Origin of the sequence: Nonomuraea sp. NPDC049504, from assembly GCF_040676845.1 — a bacterium.
GTDB classification, from domain to species: Bacteria; Actinomycetota; Actinomycetes; order Streptosporangiales; family Streptosporangiaceae; genus Nonomuraea; species Nonomuraea salmonea.
Map to the genome: position 1 here is coordinate 1 of NZ_JBFAPT010000023.1, position 19,327 is coordinate 19,327.

The window sequence follows — 19,327 nt, forward strand, 5'->3', positions numbered from 1 at the left end:
TCAATGTCCAGGAGCCGAAAGTGCTCACCTGCCAGCGGCCACTATCCACTACGGAGTCTGCCGGATGGCTTACTCCCAGCACTCATTAGGAGCCGGCCGGCCGTGCCCCCGTCACAGCCGGCCGGCTCACCCCACCCGCGCGGGCCTCCCACACAACGCACCCCGCACACCCTTATGACGACCACCCGCGCCCCCCCGTGGAGACTCACGGCCCCCGCATCCTCCTCTGGAGCCCAGCCACATGCGTGCCCTCGCCCTCTTCGCCGGACTCGCCCTCGTAGGGGCGGTGCTCATCACCCTCGTCTCGTTCACGTCGGCCCCGACGCCCGCGCCGGCGGCCGACCCGCCCCGCCGGGAGACCCTGCAGGAACGGCTCAGAAGGCTGCCCGGCGACCACAGGGGCTGGGCCGAGCTCGCCACCCGCCACATCGACCAGGCCCGCCTCACCGGCGACCCATCCGCGTACACGAAGGCGGAAGGCGCGCTCGCCACGGCTGCGAAGATCGCCCCGAAGGACGACGCGGTGCTCACGGGGCAGGCCGCGCTGGCGGCGGCCAGGCACGAGTTCGCCAGGGCCGCCGAGCTGGCCGAGAGCGCCATCGACGCCAACCCGTACGCCGCCGCCGCGTACGGCGTGCTCGCCGACGCCCGCACCCAGCTGGGTGACCTGCGCGCCGCCCAGCAGGCCGTGGACGCGATGATGGCCCTGCGCCCGGGTGTGGCCGCCTTCACCCGCGCCTCCTACGCGGCCGAGCTGCGCGGGGACGTGGAGACGGCCCGCACCTACCTCGACTACGCCCATGAGGACGCCTGGCTCCCCGCCGACCGCGCCTACGCCCGCTACTACCAGGGCGAACTGGCCCTCCACGAGGGAGACCTCGAAACCGCCGCCCGCCACTATGCCGACGCCCTGAACACCTACCCCGCCCACATCCCCGCACGTGCCGGACAGGCCAAGGTCGCCGCCCTGGACGGCCGCCTGAGCGAAGCCCTATCCCTGTACGACCAGGTGGTCCAACGCCTCCCCCTCCCCCAGTACCTCATCGAGCAGGGCGAGACCCGCATCAAAGCCGGCCTCCCCGCCGACTGGACCCTCCTGGAAGCCCAGCGCGAGCTCTACGAGGCGGCCGGAGTGCGCGACGACCTGACCTGGGCCGAGTTCGAAGCCGACCACGGCGACCCGAAGGCCGCCGTCCGCCACGCAAGGGCGGAATACACCCGCAACCCCAACCTCGTGGCCGCCGACGCCCTGGCCTGGTCCCTCTTCAAGGCCGGCACCCCCGAGAAGGCCCTCCCCTACGCCAGACACGCGACCGGAACAGGCTGGAAGAACCCTCTACTGACCTATCACCGCACCCGCATAGAGCACTCCCTGGGCCTCACCGAAGCCTCCGGCGCGCCCTCCGTCCGCGGCTTCGACCCCGACCTCCCAGCCCTGGCGAGGTTCTCATGAGACGCGCCCTCCTCCTCACCGTCACCGCCCTCCTGTCCCTGGGCCTGTCCCTGGGCCCCGCACTGCTGTCCGTTAACACCGCCGCTGCTCAGGCGAGCGCGCCGCAGGTCGGCGTGGTGGCGCATCCGCTGGGGCGGTTCACCGTCAATCACTACAACGGGCTGCGGGTCACGCCCTCCCACGTCCGGAACCTCGCCGTCGTGGATCTGGCCGAGTTGCCCACCGTGCAGGCCGAGCCGGAGGTGAGCGCCGCCGGGTCCGCCTACGCCGCCCGCCGGTGCGCCGCGCTGGCCGCCGCCCAGCGGCTCCAGGTGGCGGGCCGGGTGGTGCCGTGGCGGGTGGAGTCCGCGGCGTTCGCGTACGCGCCCGGTGAGGGCGGGCTGCGGACCAGCCGCCTGTCCTGCCGGCTCGTCGCCGAGGTCCGCCCATCAGGGGCCGTGACCTTCACCGACGGGTTCGAGCAGGACAGGCTCGGCTGGCGCGAGATCACCGCCACCGGGGACGGCGTCCGCCTGACCGCCTCCTCGGTACCCGCGACGAGCATCAGCCAGGAACTGCGCACCTACCCCGACGACCTCCTGACGACGCCCCTCGACCAGCGCACCGCCACCCTCACCGTCTCCCCCGCCACGGACCCACCGCCGTCCAGCGACACCACACCGCCCGGTGGCGAAGGGACCGAAACCACCGCCACACCGCCCGACAGCCGCAAAGCCGAGCCCGGCGACACGCCGCCCGGCAACACAGAAGCCGAGCCCGGCGGCGCGCTGCCCGGCGGGCTGGGGGCCGAGATCGGCGGGCCCATCGGTGACGCGTTGGCCGCCCTGGATCGCACGCTCACCGCGCTGATCGGCTCGGACACGCTGACGGTGCCGTTGGGGCTGCTGGCGGTGGGGCTGGCGATCGTACTCGGGGCGGGACACGCGCTGATCCCGGGCCATGGCAAGACCATCATGGCCGCGTACCTGGCCGGACGCCGTGGACGCCCGCGCGACGCCCTGGTGGTGGGCGCGGCGGTGACGGCCACCCACACGGCCGGAGTGCTGATGGTGGGCCTGCTGCTGACCGTCTTCACGGCGCTGGCCGGCGAGACGGTGCTGGGCTGGCTCGGCGTGGCCAGCGGCGCCCTGATCGCCCTGATCGGCCTCCGCCTCCTCCGCACCGCCCGCCACCACCCAGAAGACCACCCCAACCACACCCACGCCATCGCCCACTCCCCCACTTCCGCCCACGGCCACGGGCACGGCCGTGGGGACGAAGACGGCTACGGGGACGGGGATGGGGACGCATACGAGCACCGCGACGGTCACGCAGGCGCGCAGGGGAACCAAGAGCACCCCCACTCCCACTCCCACTCCCACTCCCACGACCACGGGCACGGGCACGGGCACGGGCACGGGCACGGGCACGGGCACGGGCACGGGCACGGGCACGGGCACGGGCACGGGCACGGGCACGGGCACGGTGGTAGGCGGGGTGGGTTGGTGGGGTTGGGGGTGGCGGGAGGGCTGGTGCCGAGTCCGTCGGCGCTCATCGTGCTCCTCGGCGCGATCGCGCTCGGCCGGACCTGGTTCGGGGTGGCGCTGGTCACCGCCTACGGTCTCGGGATGGCCGCGACGCTCACCGTGACCGGTCTGCTCCTCGTCAAACTGGTGGACCGGCTGGAGCGGCGGGCCGCCAAGGGACGGCGGCTGGCCGCGCGGCTGTCGGGGCTGGCGCCGATGGGGACGGCTGCGATGGTGATCGTCCTGGGCACGGGGCTGGCACTGCGCTCGGTGGCCGCGCTGTAAGCCCCGTGTCCGGCCGTAGGTCCCGCGCCCAGTCGCATGCCCCGCGCCAGGCTCACGTACGGGAGCGGCGGGGGCGGCGGGTGGAGGGGAGGTCGTGGCGGCCGGAGAGGAACTCCTGGAAGGCGATTTTCGCCCGGATGGCCGGCCGGCGCCATCGTTCCTCCCGGTGTACGGCCTTGGCGAGTTTGCGGGGTGACCGCCCGGCGATGAACCAGCGGGCCCACGGGGAGCCGGGCCGCGCCAGCCGGAGGGCGCCCACCAGCAGCATGGGCGGGACGAACAGCCCGGCCATGCCGGTCCAGATCTTGCCCTTGAGCAGGGTGACGACGGCGAGCACGAGGTTGGCCACGATGAGCGCCGCCGGGTTGACGACGGGCGTGCCGTAGTCCCAGGTGAGGGGGCGCAGGCCGATGAGCAGCAGCCCGCTGACGGCGATCGCGATGAACACGGCGTCGACCGAGGTGCGCCCCTCCTCCTCCCAGTAGACGTCGTGCAGGTGCAGGATGAGCGCGAACTCGTCGAGCACGAGCGCGGAGCCCACCCCGAAGACGGACGCGGCGACGGCGGTGCCGACCTGGGAGCCGGGCGAGACGATGAGCGCCACGCCGCCGATCAGCATGAGCACGACGCCGAACACCACGTGGTGGATGTGCATCTCGCCGACGGTGAAGTTACGGAACCAGCCGATCTTCGCCCTGATCAACCGCACGTTGATGCGGGTGGCGATGAAGGCCACGATGAGCATGACGAAGTAGCAGAACAGCGGAAGCCGTCCTGTGGCGACGATGCTGTGCTGAAACCAGTGCCCCATGACCCTTGAGATCGATGGTACGAGCCGCGCAAACCGGTCGGGTCACGCCAGGAACGCGCGCAGCAGCGCGGCGGTGCCCTCCAGGTGCTCGGCGACGGCCCGCCTGGCGGCGTCGGGGTCGGCGGCGAGGATGGCGTCCACGATGGCCCGGTGCTGGACGGCGGCGTGGTCGAGGTTGACCTGCAGCATGGGGATGGCGTCGAGCAGGCCGCTGACCCGGGAGCGGGCGTCGGCGCAGCTGGCGGCGAGCAGGGACGAGCCGGTCAGCTCGGCGATCGACAGGTGGAAGGCGGTGTCGAGGCGGCGGTAGTCGTCGAGACCGGCGGCGTTCAGCTCGGTGAGGCGGCGCAGCAGCGCCGCGCGGGTGGCGTCGCCGAGCGGCGAGGCGGCGAGCACCTGGGCGGCGCCGCATTCGACGGCGAGCCGGAAGGTGAGCGCGTCGGACAGCTCGTCGGCTCCCATCTCCTGGAGGGCCTCGCGGGCCTTGCCCGCGTCGGGCTCGGGCGGCCGGTACGTCACGAAGGCCCCGCCATAGCGGCCCCTGCGCACGTCGAGGTATCCGGCGTCGGACAGCGCCCTGATGGCCTCACGCAAGGTGACCCGGCTGATGCCGAGCTGGACGGCGAGCTCGCGCTCGGGCGGCAGTTTGCCCCCCGGCGGGACGACGCCGAGCTTGATCGCCTGGAGCAGCCGCTCGACCGTCTCCTCGAAGGCGTTGCCGGCCCTGACCGGCCGCAACACCGTCATCAAACGCGCCGACTCGTCCAACGTGTCCTCAGGCCTTGACAAGTGATCCCACCATGCACATCAATGGTCTGAGACTAGCCCAATCAGCGGGAAAGCGCGTCAGGCCAGATCGGAGCGACGTAGCGTGAGCGATCGAGCGAGCAGCGGGTTCCTGTCCGTGACCGAGCTGCGCGACGACATCGCCGCCGGCCGGATCGACACCGTGCTCCTCGCGATCGCCGACATGCAGGGCAGGTTGCAGGGCAAGCGGCTGTCGGCGCGCTACTTCCTCGACGAGGTGCTGCAGCACGGCTCAGAGGGCTGCAACTACCTGCTGGCCGTCGACGTGGACATGAACACCGTCCCGGGTTACGCCATGTCGTCCTGGGAGCGGGGCTACGGCGACTTCGTCATGAAGCCCGACCTTTCGACGCTGCGCCGGGTGCCCTGGCACGAGGGAACCGCGCTGGTCATGGCCGACCTCGCATGGGAGGGCGGCGCCGAGGTGACCGCCTCGCCGCGCCAGATCCTGCGCCGCCAGCTCGCCCGGCTGCAGGAGCGCGGCCTGGCCGCGTACGTCGGCACGGAGCTGGAGTTCGTCATCTACGACGACACCTACGAGGACGCCTGGCGCCGCGCGTACCGCGATCTGACCCCCGCGAACCTCTACAACGTCGACTACTCGCTGCTCGGCACCGGCCGCGTCGAGAAGCTGCTGCGGCGGATCAGGCGTGAGATGGAGGGCGCGGGCCTCTACGTCGAGTCGGCCAAGGGCGAGTGCAACCTGGGCCAGCACGAGATCGCCTTCCGCTACGCCGAGGCGCTGGCGACCTGCGACAACCACGTCATCTACAAGACGGGGGCCAAGGAGATCGCCGCCCAGGAGGGCCGGTCGATCACGTTCATGGCCAAGCCGAACCAGCGTGAGGGCAACTCCTGCCACATCCACATCTCGCTGCGCAGCGTGGACGGCGACCCGGTGATGGCGGGTGAGGGGCCGTACGGGATGTCCCAGCTGGGCGCCGGTTTCGTGGCCGGGCAGCTGGCCGCGATGCGGGAGCTGACCCTGCTGTACGCGCCCAACATCAACTCCTACAAACGTTTCGTGCCCGGCAGCTTCGCCCCCACGGCGCTCAAGTGGGGCGTGGACAACCGCACCTGCTCGCTGCGCCTGGTCGGCCACGGCCTGTCGCTACGAGTGGAGAACCGCGTGCCGGGCGGCGACGTGAACCCGTACCTGGCGGTGGCGGGGCTGATCGCGGCGGGGCTGCACGGCATCGACGCCGAACTGCCGCTGGAGGATCCGTACGCGGGCAACGCCTACGCCTCGGGGGCGGAGCGGGTGCCGGCGACGTTGCGCGAGGCGCTGGCCGTGTTCGAGGGGTCGAAGCTGGCCAAGGAGGCGTTCGGCGAGGACGTGGTCGAGCACTACGCCAACAACGCGCGGGTGGAGCTGGCCGCGTTCGACGCGGCGGTGACGGACTGGGAGATGTTCCGTGGTTTCGAGCGGATGTGACGGGCTCGCATGAAAATCGTGAATCCGGCCACGGAAGAGGTGCTGGCCGACGTCGAACTCGCCGACGCGGCCGAGGTCGACCGGGCCGTGGAGCGTGCCAGGACGGCGTACGCGGGCTGGCGCGCGGTCGCGCCGGGTGACCGGGCGAGGCTGCTGCGCAGGTTCGCGGACCTGGTGGACGCGCACGGCGCGGAGCTGGCCGAGCTTGAGCTGGCCAACGCCGGGCACCCGATCGGCAACGCCCGCTGGGAGGCCGGCGCCGTACGCGACGTGCTGCACTTCTACGCGGGCGCGCCCGAGCGCGAGCACGGCAGGCAGATCCCGGTCGCGGGCGGCGTGGACGTCACCTTCCACGAGCCGCTCGGTGTGGTCGGGGTCATCGTGCCGTGGAACTTCCCGATGCTGATCATGTCGTGGGGCGTGGCCCCCGCGCTGGCGGCCGGCAACACGGTGATCGTGAAGCCGGCCGAGTGGACCCCGCTGACGGCGCTGAGGCTGGCCGAGCTGGCCTTGGCGGCGGGCCTCCCCGAGGGGGTGCTCCAGGTGCTGCCTGGGGCAGGGGAGGTCGCGGGCGCCCGCCTGGTCGAGCATCCCGGCGTGGCGAAGATCGTGTTCACCGGCTCGACCGAGGTGGGCAAGGAGATCGCGGCGAAGGCGGCGCGCCAGGTCAAGCGGGTGACGCTGGAGCTGGGCGGCAAGTCGGCCAACATCGTCTTCGCCGACGCCGACCTGGAGAAGGCGGCGGCGACGGCGCCGTACGCGGTGTTCGACAACTCGGGCCAGGACTGCTGCGCCCGCTCCCGCCTGCTCGTCCAGTCGAGCGTGTACGACGAGTTCATGTCCCTGCTCGCCCCCGCCGTGCTGGGCGTCAAGGTGGGCGACCCGCGCGACGATGCCACCGAGATGGGCCCGCTCATCAGCGCCGAGCACCTGGCCCGCGTCGCGAGCTTCGTCGACGGCGACCCCTACGTGCAGGGCTCGTGCCCCGAGGGCAGGGGCTACTGGTTCCCGCCCACCGTGCTGACCCCCGAGGTCACCGACCGGGCGTTCACCGAGGAGATCTTCGGCCCGGTCCTGTCGGTGGCCAGGTTCGAGGACGAGGCCGACGCCGTCCGCATCGCCAACGACACCCCGTACGGGCTGAGCGGCTCCATCTGGACCCGCGACGTGGGGCGGGCGCTGCGGGTGGCCAGGGCCGTCGAGTCGGGGGCGCTGTCGGTCAACTCCCACTCCTCCGTCCGCTACTGGACCCCGTTCGGCGGCTTCAAGCAGTCCGGACTCGGCAGGGAGCTCGGCGCGGATGCCCTTGCGGCGTTCACCGAGGTCAAGAACGTCTTCATCGCAACGGAGTGACACGGGATGCAGCGGTTGCAGGATCGGGTGGCGGTCATCACGGGAGCGGCGGGCGGCATCGGGCTGGCCACGGCCCGCCGGTTCGCCGAGGAGGGCGCCAAGGTCGTCTGCGCGGACGTCGACGAGGCGGCGGGCAAGCAGGCCGCGAGCGAGGTCGGCGGCCTGTTCGTACGGGCCGACGTCACGAACGAGGACGACGTCGTCCGCATGTTCGCCACCGCGTACGAGACGTACGGCAGCGTGGACATCGCCTTCAACAACGCCGGCATCTCGCCGCCCGACGACGACTCGATCCTGGAGACCGGCATCGAGGCCTGGCGCCGCGTCCAGGAGGTGAACCTGACCAGCGTCTATCTCTGCTGCAAGCACGTCATCCCGTACATGCGGCGGCAGGGCAAGGGCTCGATCATCAACACGGCGTCGTTCGTGGCGGTCATGGGGTCGGCGACCTCGCAGATCTCCTACACCGCCTCCAAGGGCGGCGTGCTGGCGATGTCGCGTGAGCTGGGTGTGCAGTTCGCCAGGGAGGGCATCAGAGTGAACGCGCTGTGTCCAGGCCCGGTGAACACGCCCCTGCTCCAGGAGTTGTTCGCCAAGGACCCGGAGCGGGCGCAGCGGCGGCTGGTGCACGTGCCGGTCGGCCGCTTCGCGGAGGCGTCGGAGATCGCGGCGGCGGTGGCGTTCCTCGCCAGCGACGACGCCTCGTTCGTCACGGCCAGCGAGTTCCTGGTGGACGGCGGCATCTCCGGCGCGTACGTCACGCCGCTCTAGAGGGGGGCACGCCATGCGGCGTCCGGTCATCGGCATCACCTGCTACGTCGAGCAGGCCACGTTCACGGTGTGGCGGGACACGCCCGCCGCGCTGCTGCCGTACGCGTACGTGGAGAAGGTGGCGGCGGCCGGCGGGCAGCCGGTCGTGCTGCCGCCGGCCGGTGAGCCCGCCGCGCTCGTGGGCCGGCTGGACGGGCTCGTGCTGGCGGGCGGCGGTGACATCGACCCGGCCAGGTACGCCGCGGCCCCGCACGAGCGCACCGGCTACGTGCGGGAGTTCCGCGACGAGGCGGAGTTCGCGCTGCTGCGCGCGGCGCTCGACGCCGGGCTGCCCTACCTGGGCATCTGCCGGGGGCTCCAGGTGCTGAACGTGGCGCTCGGCGGCAGCCTGCACCAGCACCTGCCGGACGTCGTGGGCCACACCGGCCACTGCCCAGGCCCTGGCCGCTTCGGCGACCTGCCGGTGACGCCCGTCCCCGGCTCGCGCCTGGCGAAGGCGCTGGGCACGGTGCCGCTGCCGGAGCCGCTGCCGGTGCCGCACTACCACCACCAGGGCGTGGACCGGCTCGCGCCCGGCCTGTCGGTCACCGCGACGGCGGCGGACGGCACGATCGAGGCGGTGGAGCTGGAGGGCGCCGGGTTCGCGATGGCGGTGCAGTGGCACCCGGAGGTGGCGGAGGATCGGGCGCTCTTCGAGACGCTGGTCGCGGCCTGCTGAACCGCGAACGCGACAACAGCCCCATATCCCCACTAGGCTGGCGGACATCACCGACGAAACCGTGCGGGAGAGTGCCCTGACAGCCGGTCAGGGCCCCTGAAGGAGCAAGCCCTCCCCGCGAACCTCTCAAGGCAAAGGACCGCACGGCTACGGTGTCTCTGGAAAGCAGGCCCTCGCGGCCTCGCCGAAGGTGAAAGTCCGGCAAAAGTCGGGCGAAGCTCTCAGGCACCGATGACAGAGGGGGAGGATGCTGGCATCCACTCCTGTCCTGAGGTGCGTCCAATGTCCCGACCGACACCGCTCCGAGACGTTCACGAGAGCCTCGGCGCCACCCTGACCGACTTCGCCGGCTGGCTCATGCCCCTCCGGTACGGCAGCGAGTCCGCCGAGCACCGGGCCGTCCGCGAGGCGGCCGGTCTGTTCGACCTGTCGCACATGGGCGAGATCTTCCTGACCGGCCCGCAGGCCGCCGAGGCGCTCGACTACGCGCTGGTCGGCCACCTGTCGGCGCTGGCCGTCGGCCGGGCCCGTTACACCATGATCGTGAACGAGCGCGGCGGAGTGCTCGACGACCTCATCGTCTACCGGCTCGGTGACGAGGAGTTCATGGTCGTGGCGAACGCCTCCAACTACGAGAAGGTGGCCCGCGAGCTGCAGGAGCGCGCGAAGGCGTACGACGCGGTGGTCGAGGACCGCTCCGACCGGTACGCGCTGATCGCCGTCCAGGGCCCGCGCGCGCAGGAGATCCTGGCCACGCTCACCGACGCCGACCTGGCCGGGCTCAAGTACTACGCCGGCCTGCCCGGCACGGTGGACGGCCGGCAGGCGCTCATCGCCCGTACCGGTTACACCGGCGAGGACGGCTTCGAGCTGTTCGTCGCGGGCGAGGACGCCGTCCCGCTCTGGGGCGCGCTCATGACGGCCGGCGAGCCGTACGGGCTCAAGCCCGCGGGCCTGTCCAGCCGCGACACGCTCCGCCTCGAGGCCGGCATGCCGCTGTACGGCAACGAGCTCGACGCGGAGCTGACCCCGTTCGACGCGGGGCTGGGCAGGGTGGTGAAATTCGACAAGCCCGGTGACTTCGTCGGCCGGTCTGCGCTCGAGGCGGTCAAGGACGACCAGCCGCGGCGCCGGCTCGTCGGCCTGGTCGCGCGGGGCCGCCGGGTGCCGCGCCACGGTTACCCGGTCACCCGAGACGGCGCCGTCGTCGGCGAGGTCACCAGCGGTGCGCCTTCCCAGAGCCTGGGCAAGCCCATCGCGATGGCCTACGTGGACACCGGCGCCGATTCAGGCCTGGCTGTGGACATCCGGGGCAGCCATGAACCTGTGGACCTGGTTGAGCTGCCCTTTTACAGGAGGAACAAGTGAGCAACATCCCTGACGACCTGAGCTACACCAAGGAGCACGAGTGGGTGCGCGGTGTCGAGGACAGCGTCACCGTGACCGTCGGCATCACGGCCTTCGCCGCCGACTCCCTTGGTGACGTCGTCTACGTGCAGCTCCCCGAGGTCGGCAGCAACGTCGAGCCGGGTGACTCCGTCGGCGAGGTGGAGTCGACCAAGTCGGTGAACGAGATCTACACGCCGGTCGGCGGTGAGGTCGTCGAGGTGAACCAGGCGGTCGTGGACGACCCGAGCCTGGCCAACAGCGACCCGTACGGCGAGGGCTGGATGTTCAAGGTCCGTGTGGAGGGCGACCCCGAGGAGCTGCTCTCGCCTGAGGAGTACACCGCCCTGACCGCGGGCGACTCCTGACCCACCCGCCGGGGCCCGCCGAGCCGGGCCCCGGCCCTTCATGAAGGGCGCACATCAATGGCGATCAGCGTCTTCGACCTCTTCAAGATCGGCATCGGCCCGTCGAGCTCCCACACGGGCGGCCCGATGGCCGCCGCTCACAAGTTCGCCCGCGGCCTGCACCAGGACGGAATGCTCGACCAGGTGTCCCGCGTGGAGGTCATCCTGTACGGCTCGCTCGGCCTGACCGGCAAGGGCCACGGCAGTGACAAGGCCGTCCTGCTGGGCCTGTCGGGCGAAAAGCCGGAGCTGGTCGACGTCGACACCGTGGACGCCCGCATCGCCGCCATGCGCGAGTCGGGCACGGTCCCGCTCTTCGGCACTCATGAGATCCCGTTCGTCGTCGGCGAGCACCTCGTCTTCGAGCGTAAGATCTCGCTGCCCGAGCACCCCAACGGCATGCGCTTCACCGCCTGGGACGCCTCGGGCGAGCGGCTGCGGGAAAAGGTCTACTTCTCCGTCGGCGGCGGCTTCGTGGTGGACGAGCAGGCCACCGGCGCCGACCGCATCAAGCCCGACGACACCGTCCTGCCCTACCCGTTCACCACCGCCGAGGAGCTGCTCAAGCACTGCTCCGCCACCGGCCTGTCGATCTCCGCGCTGATGCTGGAGAACGAGAAGGCGTTCGGCCGCACCGAGGAGGAGATCAGGGGCGGCCTGATGAACCTGTGGCGGGTGATGTCCGAGTGCGTCACGCGCGGCATCGCCAAGGAGGGCGTGCTGCCCGGCGGCCTCAAGGTCAAGCGCCGCGCCAACCAGCTGCACCGCCGCCTGCAGTCCGAGCCGCCGGAGAAGGACCCGTTGCAGGCGATGGACTGGGTGACGCTGTTCGCGCTGGCCGTCAACGAGGAGAACGCGGCGGGCGGCCGGATCGTCACCGCCCCGACCAACGGCGCCGCCGGCATCATCCCGGCCGTGCTGACCTACTACACCCGGTTCGTCCCGCACGCCGACGACGACGGCGTCATCAGGTTCCTGCTGACGGCGGGCGCGATCGGGGTGCTGTTCAAGGAGAACGCCTCGATCTCCGGTGCCGAGGTGGGCTGCCAGGGCGAGGTGGGCTCGGCCTGCTCGATGGCCTCTGCGGGGCTCACCGAGGCGCTGGGCGGCACGCCCGAGCAGGTGGAGAACGCCGCCGAGATCGGCATCGAGCACAACCTGGGGCTGACCTGCGACCCGATCGGCGGCCTGGTGCAGATCCCTTGCATCGAGCGCAACGCGGTGGCCTCCAACAAGGCGATCACCGCGGCCAGGATCGCGCTGCGCGGCGACGGCAAGCACTTCGTCTCGCTCGACCGGGCCATCAAGACCATGCGCGACACCGGCCGCGACATGCTCGACAAGTACAAGGAGACCTCGCGCGGCGGCCTCGCGGTCAACGTGATCGAGTGCTGACCTGACGCCGTACGTGCAGGCGGACCACGGCGGGGCACTCGTCGTCGCGGACCTCGCGCCGGATCCGCCCCACGATGTCCTGGTCCAGCTTGCTCACGATCGCGCCCACGTCGGCGGCGGCCGGGCAGGTCAGGCCGATGCGCAGGCCGTCGGCGGCCACCCGGACCCCTGCCCTGCCGAGCCCGTCCACGCCCTTGAGCCCGACGAACAGCATCGCGGTGCCGGTGCCGTTGTGGGTGCCGCGGCGGCCCCAGCCGAGGCTGAGCAGCAGCCAGCGCAGCGCCAGCAGGGTCAGGAACAGCAGGGCGAAGGCGACGAACCAGAGCGGCCACGGCTCCTCGGCCAGCGTCTTCCTGGCGGCGGCCGGCAGCACCTTGGCGCCCGGCGGCAGGTCGAAGAAGCGGTCCTGGCCGCGCAGCCACGCGTACCCGCCGAGGGCCAGGAGGATCGCCCCGACGACGGCGAGGCCCACCCGGTTGCCCGCGTACTGGCGCATCAGGCGGCCCTCCTGCGCAGACGGACGACGACCTCGCAGGTGCTCAGCGTGCCGACGCCGGCCAGGCGGTCGCCCACGACGGTGCCGACCTGCCTGAGCATCTGCCCCGAGCTCTCCCCGCTGGTCATGACCGTGACCTCGATCGTGCGGCGGCGCAGCCTGACGCTCGCCCGCTCCACGCCGGCCACCTGCTGGGCGGCGGCGCGCAGGGTGCGGCGCAGGCCCGCGCGGGTGATGCCGATGACGATGAGCGGGTCGTCGGTCTCCACCGGCACCAGCCGGGTACGTCCCGGCATGATCGCGAGCAGCAGCATGAGCGTGCCCGCTCCGGCCAGGCCCATCGCCACGATCTCCAGCTCCGGCCAGGTGCTCCGGCCCGCCAGCTCGATCAGCTCGTTGACCGGCACCCAGCCGAGCGGCCTGCCGAGCAGCGCGGCGACCACCTCGGCCGCGGTCGCCCCCAGGCCGGCGGCCAGCGTGAGCGACACGAGGGCGCCGGGAACGGTACGCGCCGGCCGCAGCGCCCTGGTCGCCCGGCGCAGCCCGGTGTTCCGCGGGGCGACGACGGCACCGGGCAGGAGCTGCTGAAGCGTGGTCATCACACCGACAGACGTACATGCAGGGCGCCGGGGCGGTACCGCGCCCTCGCCGCCGGTTTGCCCGAACATTACGGGGACCGCAACTAACACGAACAAGCCTCATGTTCATTTGCCCGATATGCGGATACGCTGCCGGTATGGATGATCGGCAGCGGTACGACCGGGCCACCGCCGCCCTCGAACCGCCGTTCGCGCTGCTCGACCTCGCCGCCCTGCGGGCCAACGCCGCCGGCCTCGTACGCCGCGCCGCCGGCAAGCCCATCAGAGTGGCCACCAAGTCCGTACGCAGCCGGGCACTCCTCGACCGCGTCCTCGCCATGGACGGCTTCCGCGGCCTCATGGCCTTCACCCTGCCCGAGGCGCTCTGGCTCGCCGAGCACGGCCACACCGACATCCTCGTCGCCTACCCCACCGCCGACCGGCACGCCCTGGCCGCACTCGCGGGAGACGCGCGGGCCGCAGAACGGATCACGGTCACCGTCGACTCGGCCGCCCACCTCGACTTCGTCGAGGCCGCCGTGGCGGGCGTCCGGCCGCGCGCCGAGATCAGGCTCTGCCTCGACATCGACGCCGGCTACGTCGCCTTCGGCGGCAGGTTCAGGGCCGGCGCGCTGCGCTCCCCCATCCGCGAGCCCGACCAGGCCGCCGACCTCGCCGCGAGCATCGCCGGACGGCCCGGCCTCCGCCTCGCCGGGCTGCTGGCGTACGAGGCGCAGATCGCCGGCGTCGGCGACGACCCGCCGGGCAACGCCGTCCACACCCGGCTCATCAGGCTCATGCAGGCCCGCTCCGCCAGGGACCTCGTGCTGCGCAGGGGCAGGATCGTCAACGCCGTACGCCAGGTCGCCGACCTCGAGTTCGTCAACGGCGGCGGCACCGGCAGCGTCGAGCGGACCGTCCGCGAGAAGGCCGTCACCGAGGTGGCCGCCGGGTCCGGCCTGTTCCATCCGCGGCTCTTCGACTTCTACCGCGCGTTCACCGGCGTGCCCGCCGCCCTCTTCGCGCTCCCCGTCGTACGCCGCCCGGCCAGGGACGTCGTCGCCGTGCTGGGCGGCGGTTACATCGCCTCGGGGTCACCGGCGCCCAGCAGGGCGCCGCAGCCCTACCTACCGGCCGGGCTGCGCTACGCGCCCGACGAAGGCGCGGGCGAGGTGCAGACCCCGCTGCTCGGCCAGGCGGCCGAGGACCTGCGGATCGGCGACCGGGTCTATTTCCGGCACGCCAAGGCGGGCGAGCTGTGCGAGCGCTTCGACACGCTGCATCTGGTCGAGGGCGACGCGCTGGTGGAGTCGGTGCCGACCTACCGGGGCGAGGGGCGTACGTTCCTCTGAGCGATCAGCGGCGCCTGCGGCGGCGGCGCATGAGCACGATGGCCGCCCCCACGACCAGCACCGCGCCGATCCCGATCAGCACCGGGCCCAGGTCGGGCCGCTCGTCGTCCCACATCTCGTCGGGGTTGTCGCCGAACTCCGCGGGCCTGGCCGTCACCCCCAGCGCGTCGCCCACTGACGCGACGAAGTGCCCCGCCCTGGTCTTGACGTCTTCCACCGTGCGCTCGGCGACCCGCTTCGGGCTCACCCGGTCGGCGATGGCGTCGACCGTCCGCGCCAACTCCGCGCGCGTCCGCGCGATCTGCCGCTCCAGCTCATCGGGATCGGTGTCAGCCATGGCTCTCCTTTCGACCGTACGCGTGCCCTCAGCGGCGAGGCGTTCGTTCTGGTCGTGATCAGTCTGTCAGGTCGGCGCCCCGGACGGCACGGCGGCCGCACAGTGAGTCGGGCCGGTAGGTTGGTGGCAGTTCATCAGGAGGACCCAGTGACAGAAACCAAGCTCGCGCCCGGCGACGCCGCACCGGAGTTCGCGCTTCCCACCGCCGACGGCGGCACCGTCTCGCTCGACGCCTACCGCGGCAAGCGTGTGATCCTCTATTTCTACCCCGCCGCGATGACCCCCGGCTGCACCAAGCAGGCGTGCGATTTCCGCGACAACCTCGGGCAGCTGACCGATGAGGGTTTCGTCGTCCTCGGCGTGTCGAAGGACAAGCCGGCGAAGCTCGCCAAGTTCGCCGAGCGCGACGCGCTGACCTTCCCCCTGCTGTCCGACCCCGAGCTGACCGTCCATCAGGCCTACGGCGCCTACGGCACGAAGAAGCTGTACGGCAAGGAGGTCGTGGGCGTGATCCGCTCGACGTTCGTCATCGACGGCGACGGGAAGATCGAGCAGGCGCTCTACAACGTGAAGGCGACGGGTCACGTGGCCTCGCTGAAGAAGAAGCTCGGCCTCGCCTAGACCTCTCCGGCGGGCGGCGTTATTCGCGTGATAACGCCGCCTACCGGGCGGGCGCCGGACCGCGTACGCAAGCGGTAAGATTGGCGGCACGTGGCACTTCCCGTGCCCGAATTGTCATTTCCCGACCGAAACTCTCGGGGCATGGCAATGGCAAAGGGGTCGTAGCCCAATGGCAGAGGCGCAGTCTTTAGGTGGCTGTTAGTGTGGGTTCGAATCCCACCGGCCCTACAAGCGATGGTGATTCCGCGCCCCTGACCGGCCGTTTCTCAGTCGTCGTGGGTGGGCGCGACGGGCGCCGCAGGGGCTTCCTCGGGGCGCGGCGGTCGTGGCACTCGGGGCGGCGAGGGCGCACTGCAGCGCACCTCGTTCTCGCGCCCCCAGCAGCTCACGTCAGGCACGGTGTGGATGCGGAAACGGTCCGGGCGCGACATGTCGTACCGGACGCCGAACCTGTCGTGATCATGGTCGGCATCGTTGACGGCGGCCACGCTGACACCGCCGATCAGAGCTCCCGCGAGCAGCCCGACGAGTCCCGCGCCGATGAGCCTCTTGCGCCCGCGACGGCCGCCGCTTCGCGGCGTCTCCCAGTCGGCATGCTGCGTCGGAGGGATCTCGGCGTAGGCCTGATCGGCCTGTTCGCCGTACTTCAGAGCCGGCTGCTCGGGACTCGGGTCGCGCGGCGCTTCCTCATCGCCGCGCGACCCGACATCGCGATCATGATCCGCCATCACGATCTCCCTTTACTCGCCCCGCAGGGGGCGCTCCCGGTAATGAGAATGCCAAATACACCGTAAGCCGTGCGTAAGCTCCCCGCCATGTAAGACCTGGGTCGTACTCACACTTCAGTCTTCAGGCGGACAGAAACGTCGGATGCGCTGCATATCGTGAGGATGTGTTCGGCAGGGTACGGGCGTGGTCGCGACGCCACGAGAAGCTGGCGGGCGCCCTGTGGGCGAGCCCTCTGGCGCTGTTCTGCGTCCTGACCGGGGTGGCGGCGGAGGGCGCCGCGCAGCTGGGCGGCGGTTCCGCGCCCGGCCTGCCCGGTTACCTCGCCCTGACGGCGCTCCTGCTGCTGCCGCTGGTGTGGCGCGACCGCCCGCTGCTGTCGTTCTCGGCCGTCGCGCTGGTCAGCTTCGGGCAGTGGCTGGCCGGCCTGGCCCCGGTGCCCGCCAACCTGGCCGTGCTGGTCGCGCTCTACGCGGTGGCCTCGCAGTGCCTGTTCCGCTGGGCGGTGGCGGCCTGCCTGGTGGCGGAGCTGGGGGTGGCGCTGGCCATGGTCAACTGGTACCGCCCCACGTTCGGCATGTTCTTCAGCTGCTCGATCCTCGTGGTGACGGTCTGGCTGACCGGCCTGTACGCCAATACCCGCCGCCGCTACCTGGAGAGCCTGGAGGAACGCGCCGAGCGCGCCGAGCGCGAGCGCGACCAGCAGGCCAGGATGGCCGCGGCGGCCGAGCGGGCCAGGATCGCGCGGGAGCTGCACGACGTCGTGGCCCACAACGTCAGCGTCATGGTGGTGCAGGCCGACGGCGCGAACTACGCCCTCGGCACCGACCTCGACCAGGCCCGCGCGGCCGTCGCGACCATCTCGGCCACCGGCAGGGCCGCTCTGGCCGAGATGCGCAGGCTGGTCGGCGTGCTGCGCGAGAACGAGACCGCGCCCACCGACTACACCCCGCAGCCCGGTCTCGGTCAGCTCGACGAGCTGGTCAGCGGCTTCGCGGTGCCCGCCAGCCTGCGCGTCGCGGGGACGCCGGCCGAACTGCCCGAGGGGCAGCAGCTCGCCGTCTACCGCATCGTCCAGGAGGCCCTGACCAACGCGCTCAAGCACGGCGGCCCCGGCGTCAGCGCCACGGTCGAGATCGACTACAGCGGCACGGACGTGCTCGTCCGGGTCACCGACGACGGCAGGGGCGCCGCCGCGCCGCGCGGCGCCGGCGGCCACGGCCTGATCGGCATGCGCGAGCGGGCCGGCATGTACGGCGGCGCTGTGTCGGCCGGGCCCCGCCAGGGCGGCGGCTTCGAGGTGCTGGCCAGGCTGCCCCTGGCGAAGGAGGCGGCGTGATCAGGGTGATGCTGGTCGACGACCAGGAGCTGCTGCGGGCCGGCTTCAGGATGGTGCTCGGGGCGCAGCCCGACATCGAGGTGGTGGCCGAGGCGGGCGACGGCGCGGCCGCCCTGCGGCTGCTGGAGCGGGTCCAGGTGGACGTCGTGCTCATGGACGTCCGCATGCCGGTCATGGACGGCGTGGAGGCCACCAGGCTGATCAGAGGGCCTCGGGTGCTCATCCTGACCACGTTCGACCTCGACGAGTACGCCTTCGCGGCGGTCAAGGCGGGCGCGGCCGGGTTCCTGCTCAAGGACGTACCGCCCGCCGACCTGGTCAGCGCGATCAGGGTGGTGCACGCGGGCGAGTCGGTCATGTCGCCGAGCACGCTGCGCCGCATGCTCGACCGCTTCGCCGCCCAGCTCCCCAGCGGGCAGGCGCCGCCCGGAGCGGGCGACCTGACGCCGCGCGAGCGCGAGGTGCTGCTCATGGTGGCGCGCGGCCTGTCCAACACGGAGGTCGCGGCCCGCCTGGAGGTGGCGGAGGCGACGGTCAAGACGCACCTCGGCCGGGTGCTGGCCAAGCTGGGGCTGCGGGACCGGGCGCAGGCGGTCGTGTACGCGTACGAGGCGGGGTTGATCGTCCCCGCCCAACCGCCCGCCCAGCCGCCCGCCCAACCACCCGCGCATCGGCCGGAAGGCTGACCCTGGGTCATCTGGCGGCGCACACGAAGTCCCTCCTCAAGGCCCAGGGAAAGGGACATTTCCGCTCCTAGCGTTGGTCGCGTTCCATGACCCCCGCGACCAAGGAGTGAACGTGACGCTCACCGAGACCCGGCGGCAGGCACCGGCCGCCGTGGTGGCAACAGAACTGACCAAGGTGTACGGCCAGGGCGGCGCCCAGGTCCACGCGCTGCGCGGGGTGAGCGTGTCCTTCGCCACGGGGGCGTTCACCGCGATCATGGGGCCGTCCGGGTCCGGCAAGTCGACGCTCATGCACTGCCTGGCCGGGCTCGACACGGCCACCTCCGGCACCGTGCACGTCGGCGACGTCGAGCTGACGGGGCTGAGCGACCGCCGGCTGACGCTGCTGCGCCGCGAGCGGATCGGGTTCGTCTTCCAGGCGTTCAACCTGCTGCCGACGCTGACGGCCGAGCAGAACATCCGCCTGCCCCTCGACATCGCGAGCCGCCAGGCCGACGAGACGCTGTTCGAGCGGGTCATCGACACCGTCGGGCTGCGCGAGCGGCTCGCGCACCGGCCCGCCGAGCTGTCCGGCGGCCAGCAGCAGCGGGTGGCGGTGGCCAGGGCACTGATCAGCAAGCCGCAGGTCATCTTCGCCGACGAGCCAACCGGCAACCTCGACTCGCGCAGCGGCGCCGAGGTGCTGGCCTTCCTGCGGACGTCCGTACGCGAGCTGGGCCAGACCATCGTCATGGTCACGCACGACCCGGTGGCGGCCTCGTACGCGGACCGCGTGGTCTTCCTGCGCGACGGCGAGCTGGTCACCGAGGTCGCCGCGCCGACGCCGCAGTCCGTGCTGGACACGCTCGTCCGGCTGGAGGCGTGAG

Annotated in this window: 20 protein-coding genes, 1 tRNA gene and 1 riboswitch; of the genes, 15 read left to right on the top strand and 6 right to left on the bottom strand. The window is 71.8% G+C overall.

Going from position 1 to position 19,327, the window contains the following annotated elements:
- The first annotated feature begins 241 nt into the window (after positions 1 to 241).
- Positions 242 to 1,453, top strand: a complete 1,212-nt coding sequence (locus AB0K28_RS35755) for a hypothetical protein (RefSeq protein ID WP_364378645.1) — start codon at positions 242 to 244, stop codon at positions 1,451 to 1,453.
- Positions 1,450 to 3,243, top strand: coding sequence for a High-affinity nickel-transporter (locus AB0K28_RS35760; RefSeq protein ID WP_364378648.1), 1,794 nt, complete (start codon positions 1,450 to 1,452; stop codon positions 3,241 to 3,243). The genes AB0K28_RS35755 and AB0K28_RS35760 overlap by 4 nt, the downstream gene beginning before the upstream one ends.
- A gap of 52 nt (positions 3,244 to 3,295) precedes the next feature.
- Here the strand turns inward: AB0K28_RS35760 and AB0K28_RS35765 are convergent, their stop codons facing one another.
- Positions 3,296 to 4,054, bottom strand: coding sequence for a hypothetical protein (locus AB0K28_RS35765; RefSeq protein ID WP_364378651.1), 759 nt, complete (start codon positions 4,052 to 4,054; stop codon positions 3,296 to 3,298).
- A gap of 42 nt (positions 4,055 to 4,096) precedes the next feature.
- Positions 4,097 to 4,801: an FCD domain-containing protein gene (locus AB0K28_RS35770; RefSeq protein WP_364379021.1), complete on the bottom strand. Its 705-nt coding sequence runs from the start codon at positions 4,799 to 4,801 to the stop codon at positions 4,097 to 4,099.
- A 124-nt stretch (positions 4,802 to 4,925) separates the two neighbouring features.
- On the opposite strand from AB0K28_RS35770, the gene AB0K28_RS35775 reads away from it, so the two are divergent.
- The 7 genes from AB0K28_RS35775 to AB0K28_RS35805 all read left to right on the top strand — a co-directional run bounded on the left by AB0K28_RS35775 (position 4,926) and on the right by AB0K28_RS35805 (position 12,326).
- Positions 4,926 to 6,296 (top strand): glutamine synthetase family protein, encoded by a 1,371-nt coding sequence (locus AB0K28_RS35775; protein ID WP_364378654.1) that lies wholly within the window; start codon positions 4,926 to 4,928, stop codon positions 6,294 to 6,296.
- A 9-nt stretch (positions 6,297 to 6,305) separates the two neighbouring features.
- The gene (locus AB0K28_RS35780; protein WP_364378657.1) at positions 6,306 to 7,649 is read left to right on the top strand and encodes an aldehyde dehydrogenase family protein; all 1,344 of its coding nucleotides are present in this window, start codon (positions 6,306 to 6,308) and stop codon (positions 7,647 to 7,649) included.
- 6 nt (positions 7,650 to 7,655) lie between these two features.
- Entirely contained in the window at positions 7,656 to 8,420 is a 765-nt protein-coding gene (locus tag AB0K28_RS35785) for a 3-oxoacyl-ACP reductase (RefSeq protein ID WP_345397809.1), read from the top strand.
- A 13-nt stretch (positions 8,421 to 8,433) separates the two neighbouring features.
- Positions 8,434 to 9,138, top strand: coding sequence for a gamma-glutamyl-gamma-aminobutyrate hydrolase family protein (locus AB0K28_RS35790; protein WP_345397806.1), 705 nt, complete (start codon positions 8,434 to 8,436; stop codon positions 9,136 to 9,138).
- 54 nt (positions 9,139 to 9,192) lie between these two features.
- Positions 9,193 to 9,290, top strand: a riboswitch (glycine riboswitch).
- 130 nt (positions 9,291 to 9,420) lie between these two features.
- Positions 9,421 to 10,506: a glycine cleavage system aminomethyltransferase GcvT gene (gcvT, locus tag AB0K28_RS35795; protein WP_345397803.1), complete on the top strand. Its 1,086-nt coding sequence runs from the start codon at positions 9,421 to 9,423 to the stop codon at positions 10,504 to 10,506.
- On the top strand, positions 10,503 to 10,892 hold the full coding sequence (gene gcvH, locus AB0K28_RS35800; protein ID WP_345397800.1) for a glycine cleavage system protein GcvH: 390 nt from the start codon (positions 10,503 to 10,505) through the stop codon (positions 10,890 to 10,892). The genes gcvT and gcvH overlap by 4 nt, the downstream gene beginning before the upstream one ends.
- 57 nt (positions 10,893 to 10,949) lie before the next feature.
- Positions 10,950 to 12,326, top strand: coding sequence for an L-serine ammonia-lyase (locus AB0K28_RS35805; RefSeq protein ID WP_364378662.1), 1,377 nt, complete (start codon positions 10,950 to 10,952; stop codon positions 12,324 to 12,326).
- Here the strand turns inward: AB0K28_RS35805 and AB0K28_RS35810 are convergent.
- On the bottom strand, positions 12,307 to 12,822 hold the full coding sequence (locus AB0K28_RS35810) for a hypothetical protein (protein ID WP_364378665.1): 516 nt from the start codon (positions 12,820 to 12,822) through the stop codon (positions 12,307 to 12,309). The genes AB0K28_RS35805 and AB0K28_RS35810 overlap by 20 nt on opposite strands.
- The gene (locus tag AB0K28_RS35815; protein ID WP_364378668.1) at positions 12,822 to 13,421 is read right to left on the bottom strand and encodes a DUF6286 domain-containing protein; all 600 of its coding nucleotides are present in this window, start codon (positions 13,419 to 13,421) and stop codon (positions 12,822 to 12,824) included. The genes AB0K28_RS35810 and AB0K28_RS35815 overlap by 1 nt, the downstream gene beginning before the upstream one ends.
- A 137-nt stretch (positions 13,422 to 13,558) precedes the next feature.
- Here AB0K28_RS35815 and AB0K28_RS35820 point away from each other — a divergent pair, with 137 nt between their 5' ends.
- Positions 13,559 to 14,752 (top strand): alanine racemase, encoded by a 1,194-nt coding sequence (locus tag AB0K28_RS35820; RefSeq protein WP_364378670.1) that lies wholly within the window; start codon positions 13,559 to 13,561, stop codon positions 14,750 to 14,752.
- A gap of 4 nt (positions 14,753 to 14,756) precedes the next feature.
- Here the strand turns inward: AB0K28_RS35820 and AB0K28_RS35825 are convergent, their stop codons facing one another.
- Positions 14,757 to 15,089 (bottom strand): DUF3618 domain-containing protein, encoded by a 333-nt coding sequence (locus tag AB0K28_RS35825; RefSeq protein WP_364378673.1) that lies wholly within the window; start codon positions 15,087 to 15,089, stop codon positions 14,757 to 14,759.
- Positions 15,090 to 15,236: 147 nt separating this feature from the next.
- Here AB0K28_RS35825 and bcp point away from each other — a divergent pair, with 147 nt between their 5' ends.
- Together bcp and AB0K28_RS35835 are read left to right on the top strand one after the other, a co-directional pair.
- On the top strand, positions 15,237 to 15,710 hold the full coding sequence (gene bcp / locus AB0K28_RS35830) for a thioredoxin-dependent thiol peroxidase (RefSeq protein ID WP_364378676.1): 474 nt from the start codon (positions 15,237 to 15,239) through the stop codon (positions 15,708 to 15,710).
- A gap of 155 nt (positions 15,711 to 15,865) precedes the next feature.
- Positions 15,866 to 15,938 (top strand) — tRNA-Leu (locus AB0K28_RS35835).
- 38 nt (positions 15,939 to 15,976) lie between these two features.
- Here the strand turns inward: AB0K28_RS35835 and AB0K28_RS35840 are convergent.
- Positions 15,977 to 16,438 carry a hypothetical protein gene (locus AB0K28_RS35840; RefSeq protein ID WP_364378679.1) on the bottom strand — a complete coding sequence of 154 codons (462 nt, stop codon included), beginning with the start codon at positions 16,436 to 16,438 and terminating at the stop codon, positions 15,977 to 15,979.
- 164 nt (positions 16,439 to 16,602) lie between these two features.
- Here AB0K28_RS35840 and AB0K28_RS35845 point away from each other — a divergent pair, with 164 nt between their 5' ends.
- From AB0K28_RS35845 to AB0K28_RS35855, 3 genes are all read left to right on the top strand, one after another.
- Positions 16,603 to 17,775 carry a histidine kinase gene (locus tag AB0K28_RS35845; RefSeq protein ID WP_364378682.1) on the top strand — a complete coding sequence of 391 codons (1,173 nt, stop codon included), beginning with the start codon at positions 16,603 to 16,605 and terminating at the stop codon, positions 17,773 to 17,775.
- Complete coding sequence (locus AB0K28_RS35850) at positions 17,772 to 18,461, top strand: response regulator transcription factor (protein WP_364378685.1); 690 nt, start codon at positions 17,772 to 17,774, stop codon at positions 18,459 to 18,461. Before AB0K28_RS35845 ends, AB0K28_RS35850 begins: the two co-directional genes overlap by 4 nt.
- Positions 18,462 to 18,573: 112 nt before the next feature.
- On the top strand, positions 18,574 to 19,326 hold the full coding sequence (locus AB0K28_RS35855; RefSeq protein WP_364378688.1) for an ABC transporter ATP-binding protein: 753 nt from the start codon (positions 18,574 to 18,576) through the stop codon (positions 19,324 to 19,326).
- Position 19,327 lies beyond the last annotated feature (1 nt).